This is a genomic window from Micromonospora sp. LOL_021 (assembly GCF_048060215.1).
Taxonomy (GTDB): Bacteria; Actinomycetota; Actinomycetes; order Mycobacteriales; family Micromonosporaceae; genus Micromonospora_E.
In genome coordinates, this window is the sequence record NZ_JBHMIN010000042.1 from 13,841 (window position 1) to 28,082 (window position 14,242).

Below are 14,242 nucleotides of genomic sequence, written 5' to 3' on the forward strand. Positions count from 1 at the left end.
CATGAGCGGTTTCGCTGGACGCCTCTACCGGGGTGAGGCCAACCTTCCGATCGTCAGACGGCGCAACACCTGGTTCGTGATCGCCGCGGTGGTCGTCGTCCTCGCGATCGCAAGCGTCGCGATCCGGGGCTTCAACCTCGGCATCGACTTCCGCGGCGGCAACGAGTTCCAGGTGCCGGCGAGCGTCGGCACCCTGCTGGAGGCCGAGGACGCCCTCGACGCCGAGCTCGCCGAGCTGGACACCGCCGAGCCGCTCGAGGTGGTTTCCGGCCAGGAGGTCGGCGGCACCACCTACCTGTTCCGGACCGCAGAGCTCACCTCGGAGCAGACCGAGGCGTTCAAGCAGGGTCTCGCCGAGCGGCTCGGCATCGAGCAGTCGGCGATCAGCGACAGCCGGGTCAGCGGTGCCTGGGGTAGCCAGGTCACCCAGCGGGCGCTGCTCGGTCTGCTGGTCTTCATGGTGCTGGTCACCATCTACCTGGTGCTGCGGTTCGAGTACCGGATGGCGATCGCGGCGGTCGCCGGCCTGGTGCTCGACCTGCTGCTGACCGCCGGCATCTACTCGGCCTCCGGTTTCGAGGTCACCCCGTCGACGATCATCGGCTTCCTGACCATCCTCGGCTTCGCCCTCTACGACGTCGTAGTGGTCTTCGACAAGATCCAGGAGAACACCCGGGGCGTCACCGGCGGCAGCAGCCAAACGTACGGTGAGGCCGCCAACCTCGCGGTCAACCAGACCCTGATGCGGTCGATCAACACGTCGATCGTCGCGTTGCTGCCGGTCGGCGGGCTGCTGTTCATCGGCGCCGGTCTGCTCGGCGCCGGCACGCTCAAGGATCTCGGCCTGGTGCTGTTCGTCGGCATGGGCGCGGCCTTCTTCGTATCGATCTTCGTTTCCTCGCCGCTGGTGACGGTGCTCAAGGAGCAGGAGCCGAAGTACAAGCTGCACACCCAGCGGGTGCAGGCCAAGCGGTCCTCTCTGGCGGAGCGGGACAAGGCGCCGAAGCGGTCGCGTACCAGCGCCGGTGCCACGACCACGGCGGACGCCGAGCCGGCCGACGACGAGCCTGCGGCGGACGCCGCCCTGGCCGGCACCGCCCCGAAGGCCAGTGCCCGGCCGGCCGGCAAGCGTCAGTCCGGCGGCGGTCGCGGCGGCCGACCCGGCGGCGGGGGCCGTAAGCGCCCCAGCGGCGCGAAGCGTCGCTGACGATTCCCTCGGTGGTGTTCCGGAGGCACTGTCGCCGCCGGAACACCACCGGTCCCATCCGGCACGGAAAGGGCGCAAGGTGACGGAGACCGAGGCAGTGCTCGTCGGGGACAGTGGGGCCGAGACGGCCGCGTTGGTGGCGAGCCGGGTGATCGACGTACCGGACTTCCCTAAACCCGGCATCGTCTTCAAGGACCTGATGCCGCTGTTCGCCGACGGGCCGGCGTTCCGCGAGATCATCGACCGGATCATCGCCCACCACGGAGCGGACTCCTTCGACGTGGTCGCCGGCATCGAGGCGCGGGGGTTCGTGCTGGCGGCGGCGATTGCGTACGCCACCGGCACCGGGGTGGTTCCGGTCCGCAAGGCCGGCAAGCTGCCCCGGGCATCGTTCTCCGCCTCGTACGCGTTGGAGTACGGCGAGGCGGTCCTGGAGGTCCATCAGGATGCCTTCACCGCCGGTCAGCGGGTCTTGGTGGTCGACGACGTGCTGGCCACCGGCGGTACCGCTGCCGCTACCCTGGACCTGGTCGACCGGGCCGGGGGAACGGTGGTGGGTTTCACCGTCCTGCTGGAGCTGGGTTTTCTCGCCGGGCGGGACCGGCTCGCACCACGGTCGGTGCACGCGATGTGGCGGGTGTGAGCCGGCCGACGGGCAGCTCGGCCGACGGGCACAGCACCATCCGGACGGGTAATATTGCGGTCCCTGTCAGTCAGGGGCGCTGTCTCCTGGCTAGCGCGGTAGCAGCTCAGCCCGATACGGTCGGCTGAGTTCCGGCAGAGGTGAGGGAGGCCGGTGTCCCCCGACGTCGTCGCTCCTTCCATGGAGGGCACTGTGCATCCGACTGGCGAGGTCAACCCCACTGCGGGCGCGACCAACGACGAGGCACCCGGCTCTGCCGTCAATTCGGGCGGCCCCGACATCGCCGGTGAGCGCGGCGCGGCACCTGCGGCGGCCAACGGCGCGGCGAACGGCGCGGCAGCTCCGGCGGCGAACGGCGCGCTCGACCACCCCGGCGCGGCGGCGGCCGGCAACGGTTTCGGGTTCAACGGTGCGCCGACCGGGCGTCGGGTACGGGCCCGGCTGGCCCGGTTCAACGCCCCCTGGCAGGCGCCGCACATCCCCGAGGTGCTGGAACCGCTGATCGCCACCCACCAGCAGAGCCATCCGAAGGCCGACCCACGGGTGCTGCAGCGCGCCTTCGAGATGGCCTCCAAATGGCACTCCGGGCAGTACCGCAAATCCGGCGATCCGTACATTACGCATCCGTTGGCGGTTGCCACCATCCTCGCCAATCTCGGCATGGACACCACGACGTTGGTCGCCGCGCTGCTGCATGACACGATCGAGGACACCGACTACACCCTGGACGAGATGCGCGCCGACTTCGGCGGTGAGGTGGCGCTGCTGGTCGACGGGGTCACCAAGCTCGACCGGGTCAAGCTGGGCGACGCGGCCAAGGCCGAGACCATCCGCAAGATGGTGGTGGCGATGGCGAAGGACCCCCGGGTCCTGGTGATCAAGCTCGCCGACCGGCTGCACAACATGCGGACGCTGACCTTCCTGCCCAAGGCGAAGCAGGAGCAGAAGGCCAAGGAGACCCTGGAGATCCTGGCGCCGCTGGCCCACCGGCTGGGTATGAACACCGTCAAGTGGGAGCTGGAGGATCTGGCCTTCGGCACGCTGTTCCCGAAACGGTACGAGGAGATCAACCGGCTGATCGGGGAACACCAGCCGCAGCGCGACACCCAGCTGCGCAAGGTGACCCAGAAGGTGCAGGTCGACCTGCGCGCCGCGAAGATCAGGGCGGAGGTCACCGGCCGGCCGAAGCACCTCTACTCGATCTACCAGAAGATGATCGTCCGGGGGCGGGACTTCAACGACATCTACGACCTGGTCGGCGTACGCATCCTGGTGGACACGGTCCGCGACTGCTACGCGGCGCTCGGCGTGATCCACGCGAACTGGCAGCCGGTCCCCGGCCGGTTCAAGGACTACATCGCGATGCCGAAGTTCAACATGTACCAGTCGCTGCACACCACGGTGATCGGGCCCACCGGCAAGCCGGTGGAGATGCAGATCCGCACGTACGCGATGCACCGCACCGCCGAGTTCGGCATCGCCGCGCACTGGAAGTACAAGGAGCAGAAGGGCGCCACGGTCGTCGGCCCGCCGGCGCACATCGACGAGATGACCTGGCTGCGGCAACTGCTCGACTGGCAGCGGGAGGCGAGCGATCCGAGCGAGTTCCTCGACGCGCTGCGCTTCGACCTGTCCAGCCAGGAGGTCTACGTCTTCACCCCCAAGGGCGACGTGATCCCGCTGCCCACCAGCTCCACGCCGGTCGACTTCGCCTACGCCGTGCACACCGAGGTGGGGCACAAGTGCATCGGGGCGCGGGTCAACGGCAAGCTGGTGCCGTTGGAGTCGACGCTGTCCAACGGCGACGTCATCGAGATCTTCACCTCCAAGTCGGCGACCGCCGGCCCGACCCAGGACTGGCTGGGCTTCGTCAAGAGCCCACGGGCCCGCACCAAGATCAGGCAGTACTTCAACAAGGAACGCCGCGAGGAGGCGATCGAGACCGGCAAGGACGCGATCGCCAAGGCGATGCGCAAGCAGGGCATGCCGTTGCAGCGGATGCTCACCACCGACTCGTTGATGGCGATCGCCCGCGACCTGCACCTGGCCGACGTCGCCGCACTGTACGCGGCGGTCGGCGACAGTCAGGTCTCCGCGCAGTCGGTGGTGCAGCGGCTGATGGTCAGCCTCGGTGGCGAGGAGGGGGCCGCCGAGGACCTGGCCGAGTCGGCCGTCGCGACCCGTCCGCCCCGGGCCCGGCACAACGGCGCCGACCCCGGCGTGGTGGTACGCGGTGTCACCGACGTCTGGATCAAACTGGCCCGTTGCTGCACCCCGGTCCCGCCGGACACGGTGTTCGGCTTCGTCACCCGGTCCGGCGGTGTCAGCGTGCACCGCGACGACTGCTTCAACGCGGCCGAGCTCAAGGTGCAGCAGGAACGGCTGGTCGAGGTCAGCTGGAAGTTGACCTCCGCATCGACGTTCCTCGTCGCCATCCAGGTCGAGGCGCTCGACCGGCACAAGCTGCTGGCCGACGTGACCAGGGTGCTTTCCGAGGAGCGGGTGAATATCCTCTCGGCGACCGTGACCACCACCCGGGACCGGGTGGCGGTCAGCCGTTTCTCGTTCGAGATGGCCGACCCGAAGCACCTCGGCCATCTGCTCAACGCGGTTCGCAAGGTCGACGGCGTCTTCGACGCCTACCGGGTCACCTCCGGCACCTGACCGGAAAGCGCCAGGGGCATCGGGTGATGCCCCTGGCGCGCTGGTAGCGGCTCAGCGGGCTCGGCGGCAATCGCCCCGCCGAGCCCAAGCGGACTACTGCGGCTCGCTCACGGTCAGCGAGTTGATCAAAATGTCGTTGTTGGGGTGGCCGCCGCCGGGGGACGGCTCGAACGCGCCGTCGTGACCGGCCTCGGTGGCCTCCTGGATGACGTCGAGGCCCTCGGTGACCCGGCCGAGCACGGTGTAGTCCGGGCTGAGCTCGACGTCCTGGTAGATGAAGAAGAACTGGCTGCCGTTGGTGTCCGGGCCGCTGTTGGCCATCGCCACCACCCCGGCCGGGTAGGCGGGTCGGTCGTCGACCGGCAGGTTCTCGTTGGCGAACTGGTAGCCGGGCCCGCCGGTGCCGTCGGTGTCCCGGTAGCCTTCGCCGCTGGCGCTCGGGTCACCGCACTGCAGCATGCCGGGGAACATCCGGTGGCACTTGGTGTTGTCCCAGAACTGCTGGCTGGCCAGGTGGCTGAAGCTGGCCGCCGTGCAGGGCACCTCGGACAGGTCCATCTCCACCTGGATCTCACCGAAGTTGGTGTCCAGGGTCATCACCCGGGTGCCGCTGTCCGGCGGAGTGGTGGTCGGCGGCACGCCGACGTCCTTGACCGTCTCGGTGCGCTGCTCGGCGGGGATCTCGTTCCACACGCAGGTCACGCCGGCGTCGGCACCGTCGGCCTGGGGCGTGGTCTCGCTCTCGTCGTCCCCGAGGCTGGCGACCAGCCACACCGTGCCCGCGGCCACGAGCAGCAGGGCGACGCCGGCACCGATGCTGGCCTGCAACTGGCGGCGCTTGCGGGCCGCCTCGGCGCGCTGGGCCATCTCCTTTTCGAGGCGGGCCCGAGCCGCGGCACGCTGCCGCTCCCTGGTCGACGTCACGGTGGATCCTCCTGGATTCGGGTTGTCTGGTCTGGTCAGGACTGGCCGGCGGTGCCGTCGGTGCCCTCCGCGTCCGGCTCGGTGGCCGACGGGTCGTTGGTGGCCGGTGCCGAGGTGCTCGGGTCGGTCGACGGGGTCGCCTCGGTCTCGTCGGCCCCGATCGGCTCGCCGACGGTCAGGCTCTGGATGACCACGTCGGTCTCCGGCTTCACCTGGGCGCCGGCGGCGTTGTTCACCAGTGGGAGAGCGCCGATCGCCTCGACCGTGTCCATCCCCGAGGTCACCTTCCCGATGATCGGGTACGAGGGGAACTCGGTGGTGTAGTCCTCGAAGAAGATCTTGAACTGGCTGCCGTTGGTGCCCTGCGGCACGCCGACCGCGGCGACCGTACCGGCCGGGTAGAGCGGCGGATGGTCGGCCAGCGCCTGCGTCGGGTCGGCCGACGGGTCCAGCTGCGGCGAGACCGGCACGTTCTCGCTGAAGTACGAGTACGTCGGCCCGCCCTGTCCGGTGCCGGTCGGGTCGCCGCACAGGATCGCGCCCTCGTCGGTGATCTCGTGGCAGGTCGTGTCGTCGAAGAAGTTGCGGCTGGCCAGGTGGGCGAAGTTGGCGGCGGCGCAGGGCGCGGCCGCCAGGTCGAGCTCGACGGTGATCGGCTCACCCTGGTTGGTGGTGATCGTCATCGGCTGGACCCCCCGGTGCGGCGGGTCGGTGGTCTCCGGCGTGCCGACGTCGGTGAGGTTGCTGTTGGCGGCCGTGTCCTGCGGGGTCCAGGTGCAGATGCCGGCGGCCTCCGGGGTCTCCGGTTCGCCCTCGAAGGCGCCGAGCGCCCAGGCCGAGCCGCCGGCGATGAGCAGCAGCGCGAGGCCGGCGCCCACGCCGGCGCGGATCCGCCGCTTGCGCCGGGCCGCGGCGGCACGCCGGGCCATCTGCCGGTCGAGCTTCGCCCGCGCCAATTTGCGCTGCCGGTCCCTGCTGGAGGCCACCCGCGCTCCCCTTTCCTGATCATCCCTGCGCCGTGCGGCGGGTTGGTACGTGTCCTGCGGAGGGCGTGCCGGACCCGGGCGCCATTGCGGTGCGCCACGCCACACGCCCGCAAGAGTGTACGGGTATCGGCTGGGAAATTGTTGTACGAGGTCCGCTCCGTATCCAATCGGAGATCATCGCTGCCGTCACGGCCTCGGCGGGGCCGGCGGGTGTGCCCTGGCGGCCGCGCGTGTCGCGGCGGCTAGGCTCGACGTGGAGACGATTCCGGCGGCCCGCGCGGGCCGGCCGACGGAGAGGAGAGGTGTGCTCATCACCGGCTTCCCGGCGCAGGCGTTCGGCACCAACTGCTACGTGGTGGCCGCCGGGCCGGGCGAGCAGTGTGTCGTCGTCGACCCCGGTATCGGGGTGCTCGACCAGCTGGACCAGGTGCTGGCCGAGCACCGGCTGCATCCGGCGGCGGTGCTGCTCACCCACGGCCATCTCGACCACACCTTCTCGGTCGCGCCGGTCTGCGGGGCGCGCGGCATCACCGCGTACGTGCATCCGGGCGACCGGGAGATGCTGGCCGACCCGGCGAAGGGTCTGTCGACGGACCTGGCGGCGATGTTCGGCGGTCGGCTGCCGTACAGCGAACCGGACGACGTGGCCGAGCTGGCCGATGGTGCCACGCTGGTACTCGCCGGGTTGGAGATCACGGTCGACCACGCCCCCGGCCATACCGGTGGCTCGGTGCTGTTCCGGCTGCCCGGAGCCGGCTCGCCCTGGGACGCCGAGCAGGTCTGCCTCTCCGGCGACGTGCTGTTCGCCGGCTCGATCGGCCGTACCGACCTGCCCGGCGGCAGCTTGCCGACGATGATGACCAGCCTGCGGGACAAGGTCCTGCCGCTGGCCGACGACACCGTGGTGCTGCCCGGCCACGGCCCGGCCACCACCGTCGGCCGGGAGCGCGCCAGCAACCCTTACCTCCAGGAGGCCGCCGGTAGCTCCGCCGCCGCGCCGGCCCGACGTACCGGACTGTGACGAGGACTTTGAATGAGCAAGCCCAGGCCGATCTCCGGCTTTCCGGAGTGGCTGCCCCCGCAGCGGATGATCGAGCAGTACGTGATCGACCGGCTGCGCCGCACCTTCGAGCTGTACGGGTTCGCCCCGCTGGAGACCCGCGCGGTCGAGCCGCTGGACCAGCTGCTGCGTAAGGGGGAGACCTCGAAGGAGGTCTACCTGCTGCGTCGACTGCAGGCCGATCCAGACGCGCAGACCGGCGACGACGCTCTCGGGCTGCACTTCGACCTGACCGTGCCGTTCGCCCGCTACGTGCTGGAGAACGCCGGCAAGCTGCAGTTCCCGTTCCGCCGCTACCAGATCCAGAAGGTGTGGCGCGGCGAGCGGCCGCAGGAGGGCCGCTACCGGGAGTTCCTGCAGGCCGACATCGATATCGTCGACCGCGACGAGCTGGCCCCGCACCACGAGGCCGAGCTCCCGTTGATCATCGGTGACGCGCTGGCGAGTCTGCCGATTCCGCCGGTGCGGATCCAGGTCAACAACCGCAAGGTCTGCGAAGGTTTCTACCGGGGGATCGGGTTGACCGACCCGGATGCGGCGCTGCGGGCGATCGACCGCCTGGACAAGGTCGGCCCCCAGCAGGTGGCCGAGCTGCTGGCCGAGACGGCCGGTGCGAGCGACAGCCAGGCCAAGGCCTGCCTGTCGCTGGCGGAGATCTCCGCGCCGGACGCCTCGGTCGCCGACGCGGTAGGCGGCCTGGGCGTCGAGCACCCGCTGCTCGACGAAGGGCTGGCCGAGCTGGTGACGGTGCTGGAGACGGCGGCCGCGCACTCGCCCGGCCTGTGCGTGGCCGACCTGCGCATCGCCCGAGGGCTCGACTACTACACTGGCACCGTCTACGAGACCCAACTGCAGGGGTACGAGCGGTTCGGCTCGATCTGCTCGGGTGGCCGCTACGACGATCTCGCCTCGGCCGGGGCGGACCGCTTCCCCGGCGTCGGCATCTCGATCGGGGTGTCCCGGCTGCTGGGGCTGCTGTTCGGCGCCGACGCGCTGGCCATCTCCCGGCCGGTGCCGACCTGCGTACTGGTGGCGCTGCCGGCCGAGTCCGACCGGCCGGCCGGCAACCGGGTGGCCGACGCGCTGCGTCGGCGGGGGATCGCCGCGGAGGTGTCGCCGTCGGCGGCCAAGTTCGGCAAGCAGATCCGGTACGCGCAGCGCCGTGACATCCCGTACGTCTGGTTCCTCGGGGTCGACGGCGAGTCGGACAGCGTCAAGGACATCCGTTCGGGGGATCAGGTGTCGGCGGCTGCGGACGCCTGGTCACCGCCGTCAGCGGACCTCCGACCGGTGGTGACCGGCCAGTCGACATAGCGGACATACGGCGGTGATAGCCGCAAGATCATCGGGGAAAGTGGCGGTGCGGCGCGACATAACCTACGGTTGCGTAAGTTACGCAGTCGTAGGTTACCTCCGGTAGGGAGAACGTCGTTGACCGTCGCCACCACCACCCCGATGTCCCAGACCGCGCTGCTCGTCGAGCTCGAACCGGTGGTCGCCGAGAACCTCGACCGACACCTCGGCCTGGCCAAGGAGTGGTTCCCGCACGAGTACGTGCCGTGGAGCGACGGGCGGACCTTCGACGGCCTGCTCGGCGGTGAACCGTGGTCGCCGGAGGACACGCAGATTCCGGACGTCGCCCGTACCGCGCTGATCGTCAACCTGCTCACCGAGGACAACCTGCCCTCGTACCACCGCGAGATCGCCACCCTGTTCGGTCGCGACGGCGCCTGGGGTACCTGGGTGCACCGGTGGACCGCCGAGGAGGGTCGGCACGGCATCGCCATCCGGGACTACCTCACCGTCACCCGGGCGGTGGATCCGGTCGCGCTGGAGCGGGCCCGGATGGTGCACATGTCCAACGGGTACGCCAACCAGCACGACGACGAGGTGCTGCACTCGCTGGCGTACGTGTCGTTTCAGGAGCTGGCCACCCGGATCTCGCACCGCAACACCGGCCGGGCGACCGGTGACCCGCTCTGCGAGCGGCTGCTGGCCCGGGTCGCCGCCGACGAGAACCTGCACATGATGTTCTACCGCAACCTGCTCGGTGCGGCGTTCGAGCTGGCGCCGAGCCAGGCGATGCGGGCGGTGGCCGACGTGGTCGCCGACTTCCAGATGCCGGGCGTGGGCATCGAGGGCTTCGCCCGAAAGTCGGTGGCGATCGCCATGGCCGGCATCTACGACCTGCGGCAGCACCGCGACGAGGTGCTCGCGCCGGTGCTGCGCCAGTGGGACATCTGGAACGTCACCGGGCTGGACGCCGACGGCGAGGCGGCCCGGGACCAGATCGCCGCGCAGATGACCCAACTGGACACCGCCGCGTCCCGGTTCGAGACCCGGCGGGAGGAACGGCGCGCCCGCGGCCGGTGAGTGCCGCCGACACCTGAAGCAGGAGACGGTGTACGGGTCCCGTGGCTGGTCGGCCACGGGACCTTCGTCGTGTGTGTTTCGTCCACCGTGTCCGTCCGGTCTGTCGACCGCACAGTCGTTCAGGTTCGTTGTGAGACGGGCTTAACGCGTTGGAAATCGATGGGTCGAGATTCATGAAACCCGGCGTCCCTACGTTTCGTGGCACCACGACTTCGGCTGAAGGGGAGTTGGATGCCACGACGCTTCCGGGGCGGCCTCGCCGCACTCTGTATATTGTCGACATTGGTTGCCGCGACCGCCTGTGCGGAGGACCCCACGTCCTCGGCCGGGGGCGGCGGTGACTCCGACACCATCAAGGTCGGTATCCTGCACTCGCTGAGCGGCACCATGGCGATCAGCGAGGTCACCGTACGCGACGCAGAGTTGCTCGCGATCGAGGAGATCAACGCCGCCGGTGGCGTGCTGGGCAAGCAGATCGAACCCGTCGTCGAGGACGGTGCGTCGGACTGGCCCACCTTCGCCGAGAAGGCGCAGAAGCTCATATCCCAGGACAAGGTCGCCACCGTCTTCGGTGGCTGGACGTCGGCCAGCCGCAAGGCGATGCTGCCGGTCTTCGAACGCAACAAGGCGCTGCTGTGGTATCCGGTGCAGTACGAAGGGCTGGAGAGCTCCGAGTACATCTTCTACACCGGTGCCACCACCAACCAGCAGATCGTCCCGGCCCTGGACTACCTCGCCGAGCAGGGCCACCGGACGATCTTCCTGGTCGGCAGCGACTACGTCTTCCCGCGTACCGCCAACAAGATCATTACCGCGTACGCCGAGGCCAACGGCATGCAGATCGTCGGCGAGGAGTACACCCCGCTGGGCCACACCGAGTACAGCACCGTGGTCAACAAGCTGCAGCAGGCCCAGCCCGACGCGGTGTTCAACACCCTCAACGGCGACAGCAACGTCGCCTTCTTCAAGCAGTTGACCAGCGTCGGCGTCACCGCCGAGACGATGCCGACCGTGTCGGTCAGCGTCGCCGAGGAAGAGGTCGTCGGCATCGGCCCGGACAACGTCGCCGGCCACCTGGTGGCCTGGAACTACTACCAGACCACCGAAGGCGGACGGAACACCGCCTTCGTCGAGGCCTTCAAGGCCAAGTACGGCGCGGAGAAGGTCACCTCCGACCCGATGGAGGCCGGATACAACGCGGTCTACCTGTGGGCGGCGGCGGTCGAGGCGGCCGGCAGCACCGACGTCGAGGCGGTCAAGGAGGCCGCCGGCGGGATCAGCATCGAGGCCCCGGAAGGCACGGTCACCATCGACGGCGACAACCAGCACGTCTACAAGACGGCCAGGATCGGCGTGGTGCAGCCCGACGGCCAGATCCAGGAGGTGTGGAACTCCGGTGAACCGATCAAGCCGGACCCGTACCTGACCGGCTACGACTGGGCCGAAGGCCTGTCCTGACCGGTCGGTAGCAAGCGGAGGGAGGCGCCCGCCATGGCGGTACTCAACCAACTGGTCATCGGCGCGAGCATCGGAGCGGTGCTGCTCCTGATCGCGCTGGGACTGACGTTCACCTTCGGACAGATGGGCGTCATCAACATGGCCCACGGGGAGTTCATCCTGGCGGGCGCCTACACCGCGTACATGATGCAAGGGCTGGTCGGGGCGCAGGCCGTCCCGGCCGCCCTGCCGGTCGCGTTCCTCATCGCCGGCACCATGGGCCTGATCCTGGAACGGCTGGTGATCCGGCGGTTCTACGGTCGGCCGCTGGACACGCTGCTGCTCACCTTCGGCGTCAGCCTGATCCTGCAGCAACTCGCCCGGGACATCTTCGGCGCGCCCAACGTGCAGGTCACCGCACCCGGCTGGCTCACCGGCGGGATCGACGTGGCCGGCGTACAGCTGCCGTACAACCGGATCTTCATCATGGCCCTCGCTGTCGGCTGCGTGGTGGCGATCTCGCTCTACCTGAGCAAACTGTCCTACGGCCGACGGATGCGGGCGGTGATGCAGAACCGCGAGCTGGCCGCGGTGACCGGGGTGGCCACCCAGCGGGTCGACCAGCTCACCTTCTTCATCGGCTCCGGCCTGGCCGGCGTCGCCGGGGTGGCGCTGACCCTGATCGGCCCGGTCGGGCCGTCGCTGGGCACCTACTACATCGTGGACGCGTTCCTCGTCGTCGTCGCCGGGGGACTCGGACAGCTGCGCGGGGCGGTGATCGCGGCGGTCGCCCTCGGCGCGATCAACAGCTTCGTCGAATTCTGGACCGATGCGAGCCTGGCCAAGGTGGTGGTCTTCGCGGTGATCGTGGCCTTCCTCCAGTTCCGTCCGCAGGGCATGTTCGTCCTCCGTTCCCGGGCGCTGACATGAGCGCGGCCCGGACGACCACCCCCGCCACCGGGCCGGCCCGGCCGGCCACCCGCTGGCCCGGACCGGTCGGCTTCGTCGCCGGCGGCGTGCTGCTGCTGGTCGTGGCACCGCTGGTGCTCAGCCCGTTCCGGCTCGACCTGCTCGCCAAGTACCTCTGCTACGCGATCGTCGCGGTCGGCATCTACCTGGCCTGGGGGCGCGGCGGCATGCTGACCCTCGGCCAGGGCGTGTTCTTCGGCCTCGGCGGCTACGCGATGGGCATGCACCTCAAACTCGCTGACGCCGGCGAGGGCAACCTGCCCGACTTCATGGTGTGGAGCGGCGTGGAGACCCTACCGGCCATCTGGGGTCCGTTCCGCAGCCCGGCGTTCGCCCTGGCCATGGTGGTGGTGCTGCCCACCGTGGTGGCGCTGATCCTGGGCACCCTGGTGTTCCGCCAGCGGGTGCGCGGCGCCTACTTCGCCGTACTGTCCCAGGCCCTGGCCGCCGCGTTCGTGATCCTGCTGGTCGGCCAGCAGGGCCTGACCGGCGGCACCAACGGGCTGACCAACGTGCAGTTCTTCTTCGGCCTCGACCTGTACGACCCGACGCAGAAACGGATCGTCTACTACATCGCCGTCGGTGCGCTCGGCCTGGTGTTCCTCGCCGCCTGGCAGCTCACCCACTCCCGGTTCGGCAAGCTCCTGGTCGCCATCCGCGACGGTGAGGACCGCGTCCGCTTCCTCGGCTACGACCCGGCCGTGGTGAAGACCATCGTGTACGCGCTGTCGGCGGCCATGGCCGGCGTCGCCGGCGCGCTGTTCGTGCCGGTGGTCGGCATCCTCGGCCCGGCCGACCTCGGCGTCGTACCGTCGATCGAGATGCTGGTCGCGGTCGCCATCGGCGGGCGGTTCTCGCTGGTCGGTGCGGTCGGCGGGGCGATCCTGTTCAACTACGGCAGTACGGTGCTCAGCGAGCAGTGGCCGTCCGGCTGGCTCTATCTGCTCGGTGGCCTGTTCATCGCGGTGATGATGTGGGCGCCGCGTGGTCTCGCCGGGCTGCTCGCCGACGGCTGGGCGGCGGTCCGGCACCGCTGGCCCGGCCGTGCCGGACCAGCCGCACCGGTCTCCCCGGCGGCCGCCACGGACGGCGCGGCCACCGACGCCGCCGGGCAACCGGCGGAGACCACTGTCGGGGTCGGAGGTGCGAAACCGTGAGCGGCAAACTGGAGGTACGCGGCCTCGACGTCGTCTTCGACGGCTTCCGGGCGATCAGCGACCTCGACCTGACCGTCGAGCCGGGGGAGCTGCGCTTCCTGATCGGCCCCAACGGTGCCGGCAAGACCACCCTGATCGACGTGGTCACCGGCCGGACCCGGCCGGCGTCCGGCTCGGTGCGGTTCAACGGCCAGGAGCTGGTCGGCCGACGCGAACACCGGATCGTCCGGCTCGGCATCGGCCGGACCTTCCAGACGTCGGTGGTCTTCGAGCAGCTCACCGTGCTGGAGAACCTCGACCTGGCGGCCAGCTTCCGCCGGCGGATGGTCGGCCTGCTGCGCCGCCGGCGCGGTGTCTCCGACCAGGTGTCCCGGGCGCTGGACACCACCGGTCTTGCCGACCTGGCGTACCGGCCGGCCGGGGTGCTCTCCCACGGGCAGCGGCAGTGGCTGGAGATCGGCATGCTGATCGTGCAGCAGCCCAGTCTGCTGCTGCTCGACGAGCCGGTGGCCGGGATGAGCCGCAGCGAGCGGGACCGCACCGGTGAGCTGCTGCGTGAGGTCGCCAAGGACCACACGGTGATGGTGATCGAGCACGACATGGAGTTCCTGCGCCGGTTCGCCAGCACCGTCACCGTGCTGCACGAGGGCCGACTGCTCTGCGAGGGCACCGTCGCTCAGGTGCAGGCCGACCCGCGCGTGCAGCAGGTCTACCTGGGGCGCTCCGGTGAGGACGGTGCCGAACCCGCCGTACCGTCGGCTGGTTCCGCACCGTCGACCGCTGCCGGACCGTCAGCCGCTCAGGAGGCGTCGTCGTGAGTGC

General features: G+C 69.8%; 12 protein-coding genes. 10 read left to right on the forward strand and 2 right to left on the reverse strand.

Annotation, left to right across the window (positions count from 1 at the left end; all coding sequences use genetic code 11):
- The first annotated feature begins 1 nt into the window (after position 1).
- From secF to ACFHWT_RS23235, 3 genes are all read left to right on the forward strand, one after another.
- A complete protein-coding gene (gene secF, locus ACFHWT_RS23225; protein ID WP_416596768.1) occupies positions 2 to 1,207 on the forward strand; it encodes a protein translocase subunit SecF in 1,206 nt (401 codons plus the stop codon).
- A 79-nt stretch (positions 1,208 to 1,286) separates the two neighbouring features.
- Positions 1,287 to 1,850, forward strand: coding sequence for an adenine phosphoribosyltransferase (locus ACFHWT_RS23230; protein ID WP_416596769.1), 564 nt, complete (start codon positions 1,287 to 1,289; stop codon positions 1,848 to 1,850).
- A gap of 180 nt (positions 1,851 to 2,030) precedes the next feature.
- Positions 2,031 to 4,514 carry a RelA/SpoT family protein gene (locus tag ACFHWT_RS23235; protein WP_416596804.1) on the forward strand — a complete coding sequence of 828 codons (2,484 nt, stop codon included), beginning with the start codon at positions 2,031 to 2,033 and terminating at the stop codon, positions 4,512 to 4,514.
- A gap of 93 nt (positions 4,515 to 4,607) precedes the next feature.
- Here ACFHWT_RS23235 and ACFHWT_RS23240 read toward each other — a convergent pair whose 3' ends face one another.
- Positions 4,608 to 5,438, reverse strand: a complete 831-nt coding sequence (locus ACFHWT_RS23240) for a peptidylprolyl isomerase (protein ID WP_416596770.1) — start codon at positions 5,436 to 5,438, stop codon at positions 4,608 to 4,610.
- Between the two features lie 35 nt (positions 5,439 to 5,473).
- A complete protein-coding gene (locus ACFHWT_RS23245; protein WP_416596771.1) occupies positions 5,474 to 6,424 on the reverse strand; it encodes a peptidylprolyl isomerase in 951 nt (316 codons plus the stop codon).
- Positions 6,425 to 6,728: 304 nt separating this feature from the next.
- Between ACFHWT_RS23245 and ACFHWT_RS23250 the strand changes: the two genes are divergently transcribed.
- From ACFHWT_RS23250 to urtD, 7 genes are all read left to right on the forward strand, one after another.
- The gene (locus ACFHWT_RS23250) at positions 6,729 to 7,445 is read left to right on the forward strand and encodes an MBL fold metallo-hydrolase (RefSeq protein ID WP_416596772.1); all 717 of its coding nucleotides are present in this window, start codon (positions 6,729 to 6,731) and stop codon (positions 7,443 to 7,445) included.
- A 12-nt stretch (positions 7,446 to 7,457) separates the two neighbouring features.
- Positions 7,458 to 8,798, forward strand: a complete 1,341-nt coding sequence (hisS, locus tag ACFHWT_RS23255) for a histidine--tRNA ligase (RefSeq protein ID WP_416596773.1) — start codon at positions 7,458 to 7,460, stop codon at positions 8,796 to 8,798.
- Between the two features lie 141 nt (positions 8,799 to 8,939).
- The gene (locus ACFHWT_RS23260; protein WP_416596805.1) at positions 8,940 to 9,857 is read left to right on the forward strand and encodes an acyl-ACP desaturase; all 918 of its coding nucleotides are present in this window, start codon (positions 8,940 to 8,942) and stop codon (positions 9,855 to 9,857) included.
- Positions 9,858 to 10,088: 231 nt separating this feature from the next.
- Entirely contained in the window at positions 10,089 to 11,315 is a 1,227-nt protein-coding gene (gene urtA / locus ACFHWT_RS23265; RefSeq protein ID WP_416596774.1) for an urea ABC transporter substrate-binding protein, read from the forward strand.
- Between the two features lie 33 nt (positions 11,316 to 11,348).
- The gene (gene urtB / locus ACFHWT_RS23270; protein WP_416567708.1) at positions 11,349 to 12,224 is read left to right on the forward strand and encodes an urea ABC transporter permease subunit UrtB; all 876 of its coding nucleotides are present in this window, start codon (positions 11,349 to 11,351) and stop codon (positions 12,222 to 12,224) included.
- Positions 12,221 to 13,420 carry an urea ABC transporter permease subunit UrtC gene (urtC, locus tag ACFHWT_RS23275; RefSeq protein WP_416596775.1) on the forward strand — a complete coding sequence of 400 codons (1,200 nt, stop codon included), beginning with the start codon at positions 12,221 to 12,223 and terminating at the stop codon, positions 13,418 to 13,420. The genes urtB and urtC overlap by 4 nt, the downstream gene beginning before the upstream one ends.
- Positions 13,417 to 14,238 carry an urea ABC transporter ATP-binding protein UrtD gene (gene urtD / locus ACFHWT_RS23280; RefSeq protein WP_416596776.1) on the forward strand — a complete coding sequence of 274 codons (822 nt, stop codon included), beginning with the start codon at positions 13,417 to 13,419 and terminating at the stop codon, positions 14,236 to 14,238. Before urtC ends, urtD begins: the two co-directional genes overlap by 4 nt.
- The last annotated feature ends 4 nt before the right edge of the window (positions 14,239 to 14,242 follow it).

Coding starts and splice junctions, on each gene's coding strand:
- secF (WP_416596768.1), top strand. CDS start 2: ATGAGCGGTTTCGCTGGACGCCTCTACCGGGGTGAGGCCAACCTTCCG.
- urtA (WP_416596774.1), top strand. CDS start 10,089: ATGCCACGACGCTTCCGGGGCGGCCTCGCCGCACTCTGTATATTGTCG.
- hisS (WP_416596773.1), top strand. CDS start 7,458: ATGAGCAAGCCCAGGCCGATCTCCGGCTTTCCGGAGTGGCTGCCCCCG.
- ACFHWT_RS23260 (WP_416596805.1), top strand. CDS start 8,940: ATGTCCCAGACCGCGCTGCTCGTCGAGCTCGAACCGGTGGTCGCCGAG.
- urtC (WP_416596775.1), top strand. CDS start 12,221: ATGAGCGCGGCCCGGACGACCACCCCCGCCACCGGGCCGGCCCGGCCG.
- ACFHWT_RS23235 (WP_416596804.1), top strand. CDS start 2,031: ATGGAGGGCACTGTGCATCCGACTGGCGAGGTCAACCCCACTGCGGGC.
- urtB (WP_416567708.1), top strand. CDS start 11,349: ATGGCGGTACTCAACCAACTGGTCATCGGCGCGAGCATCGGAGCGGTG.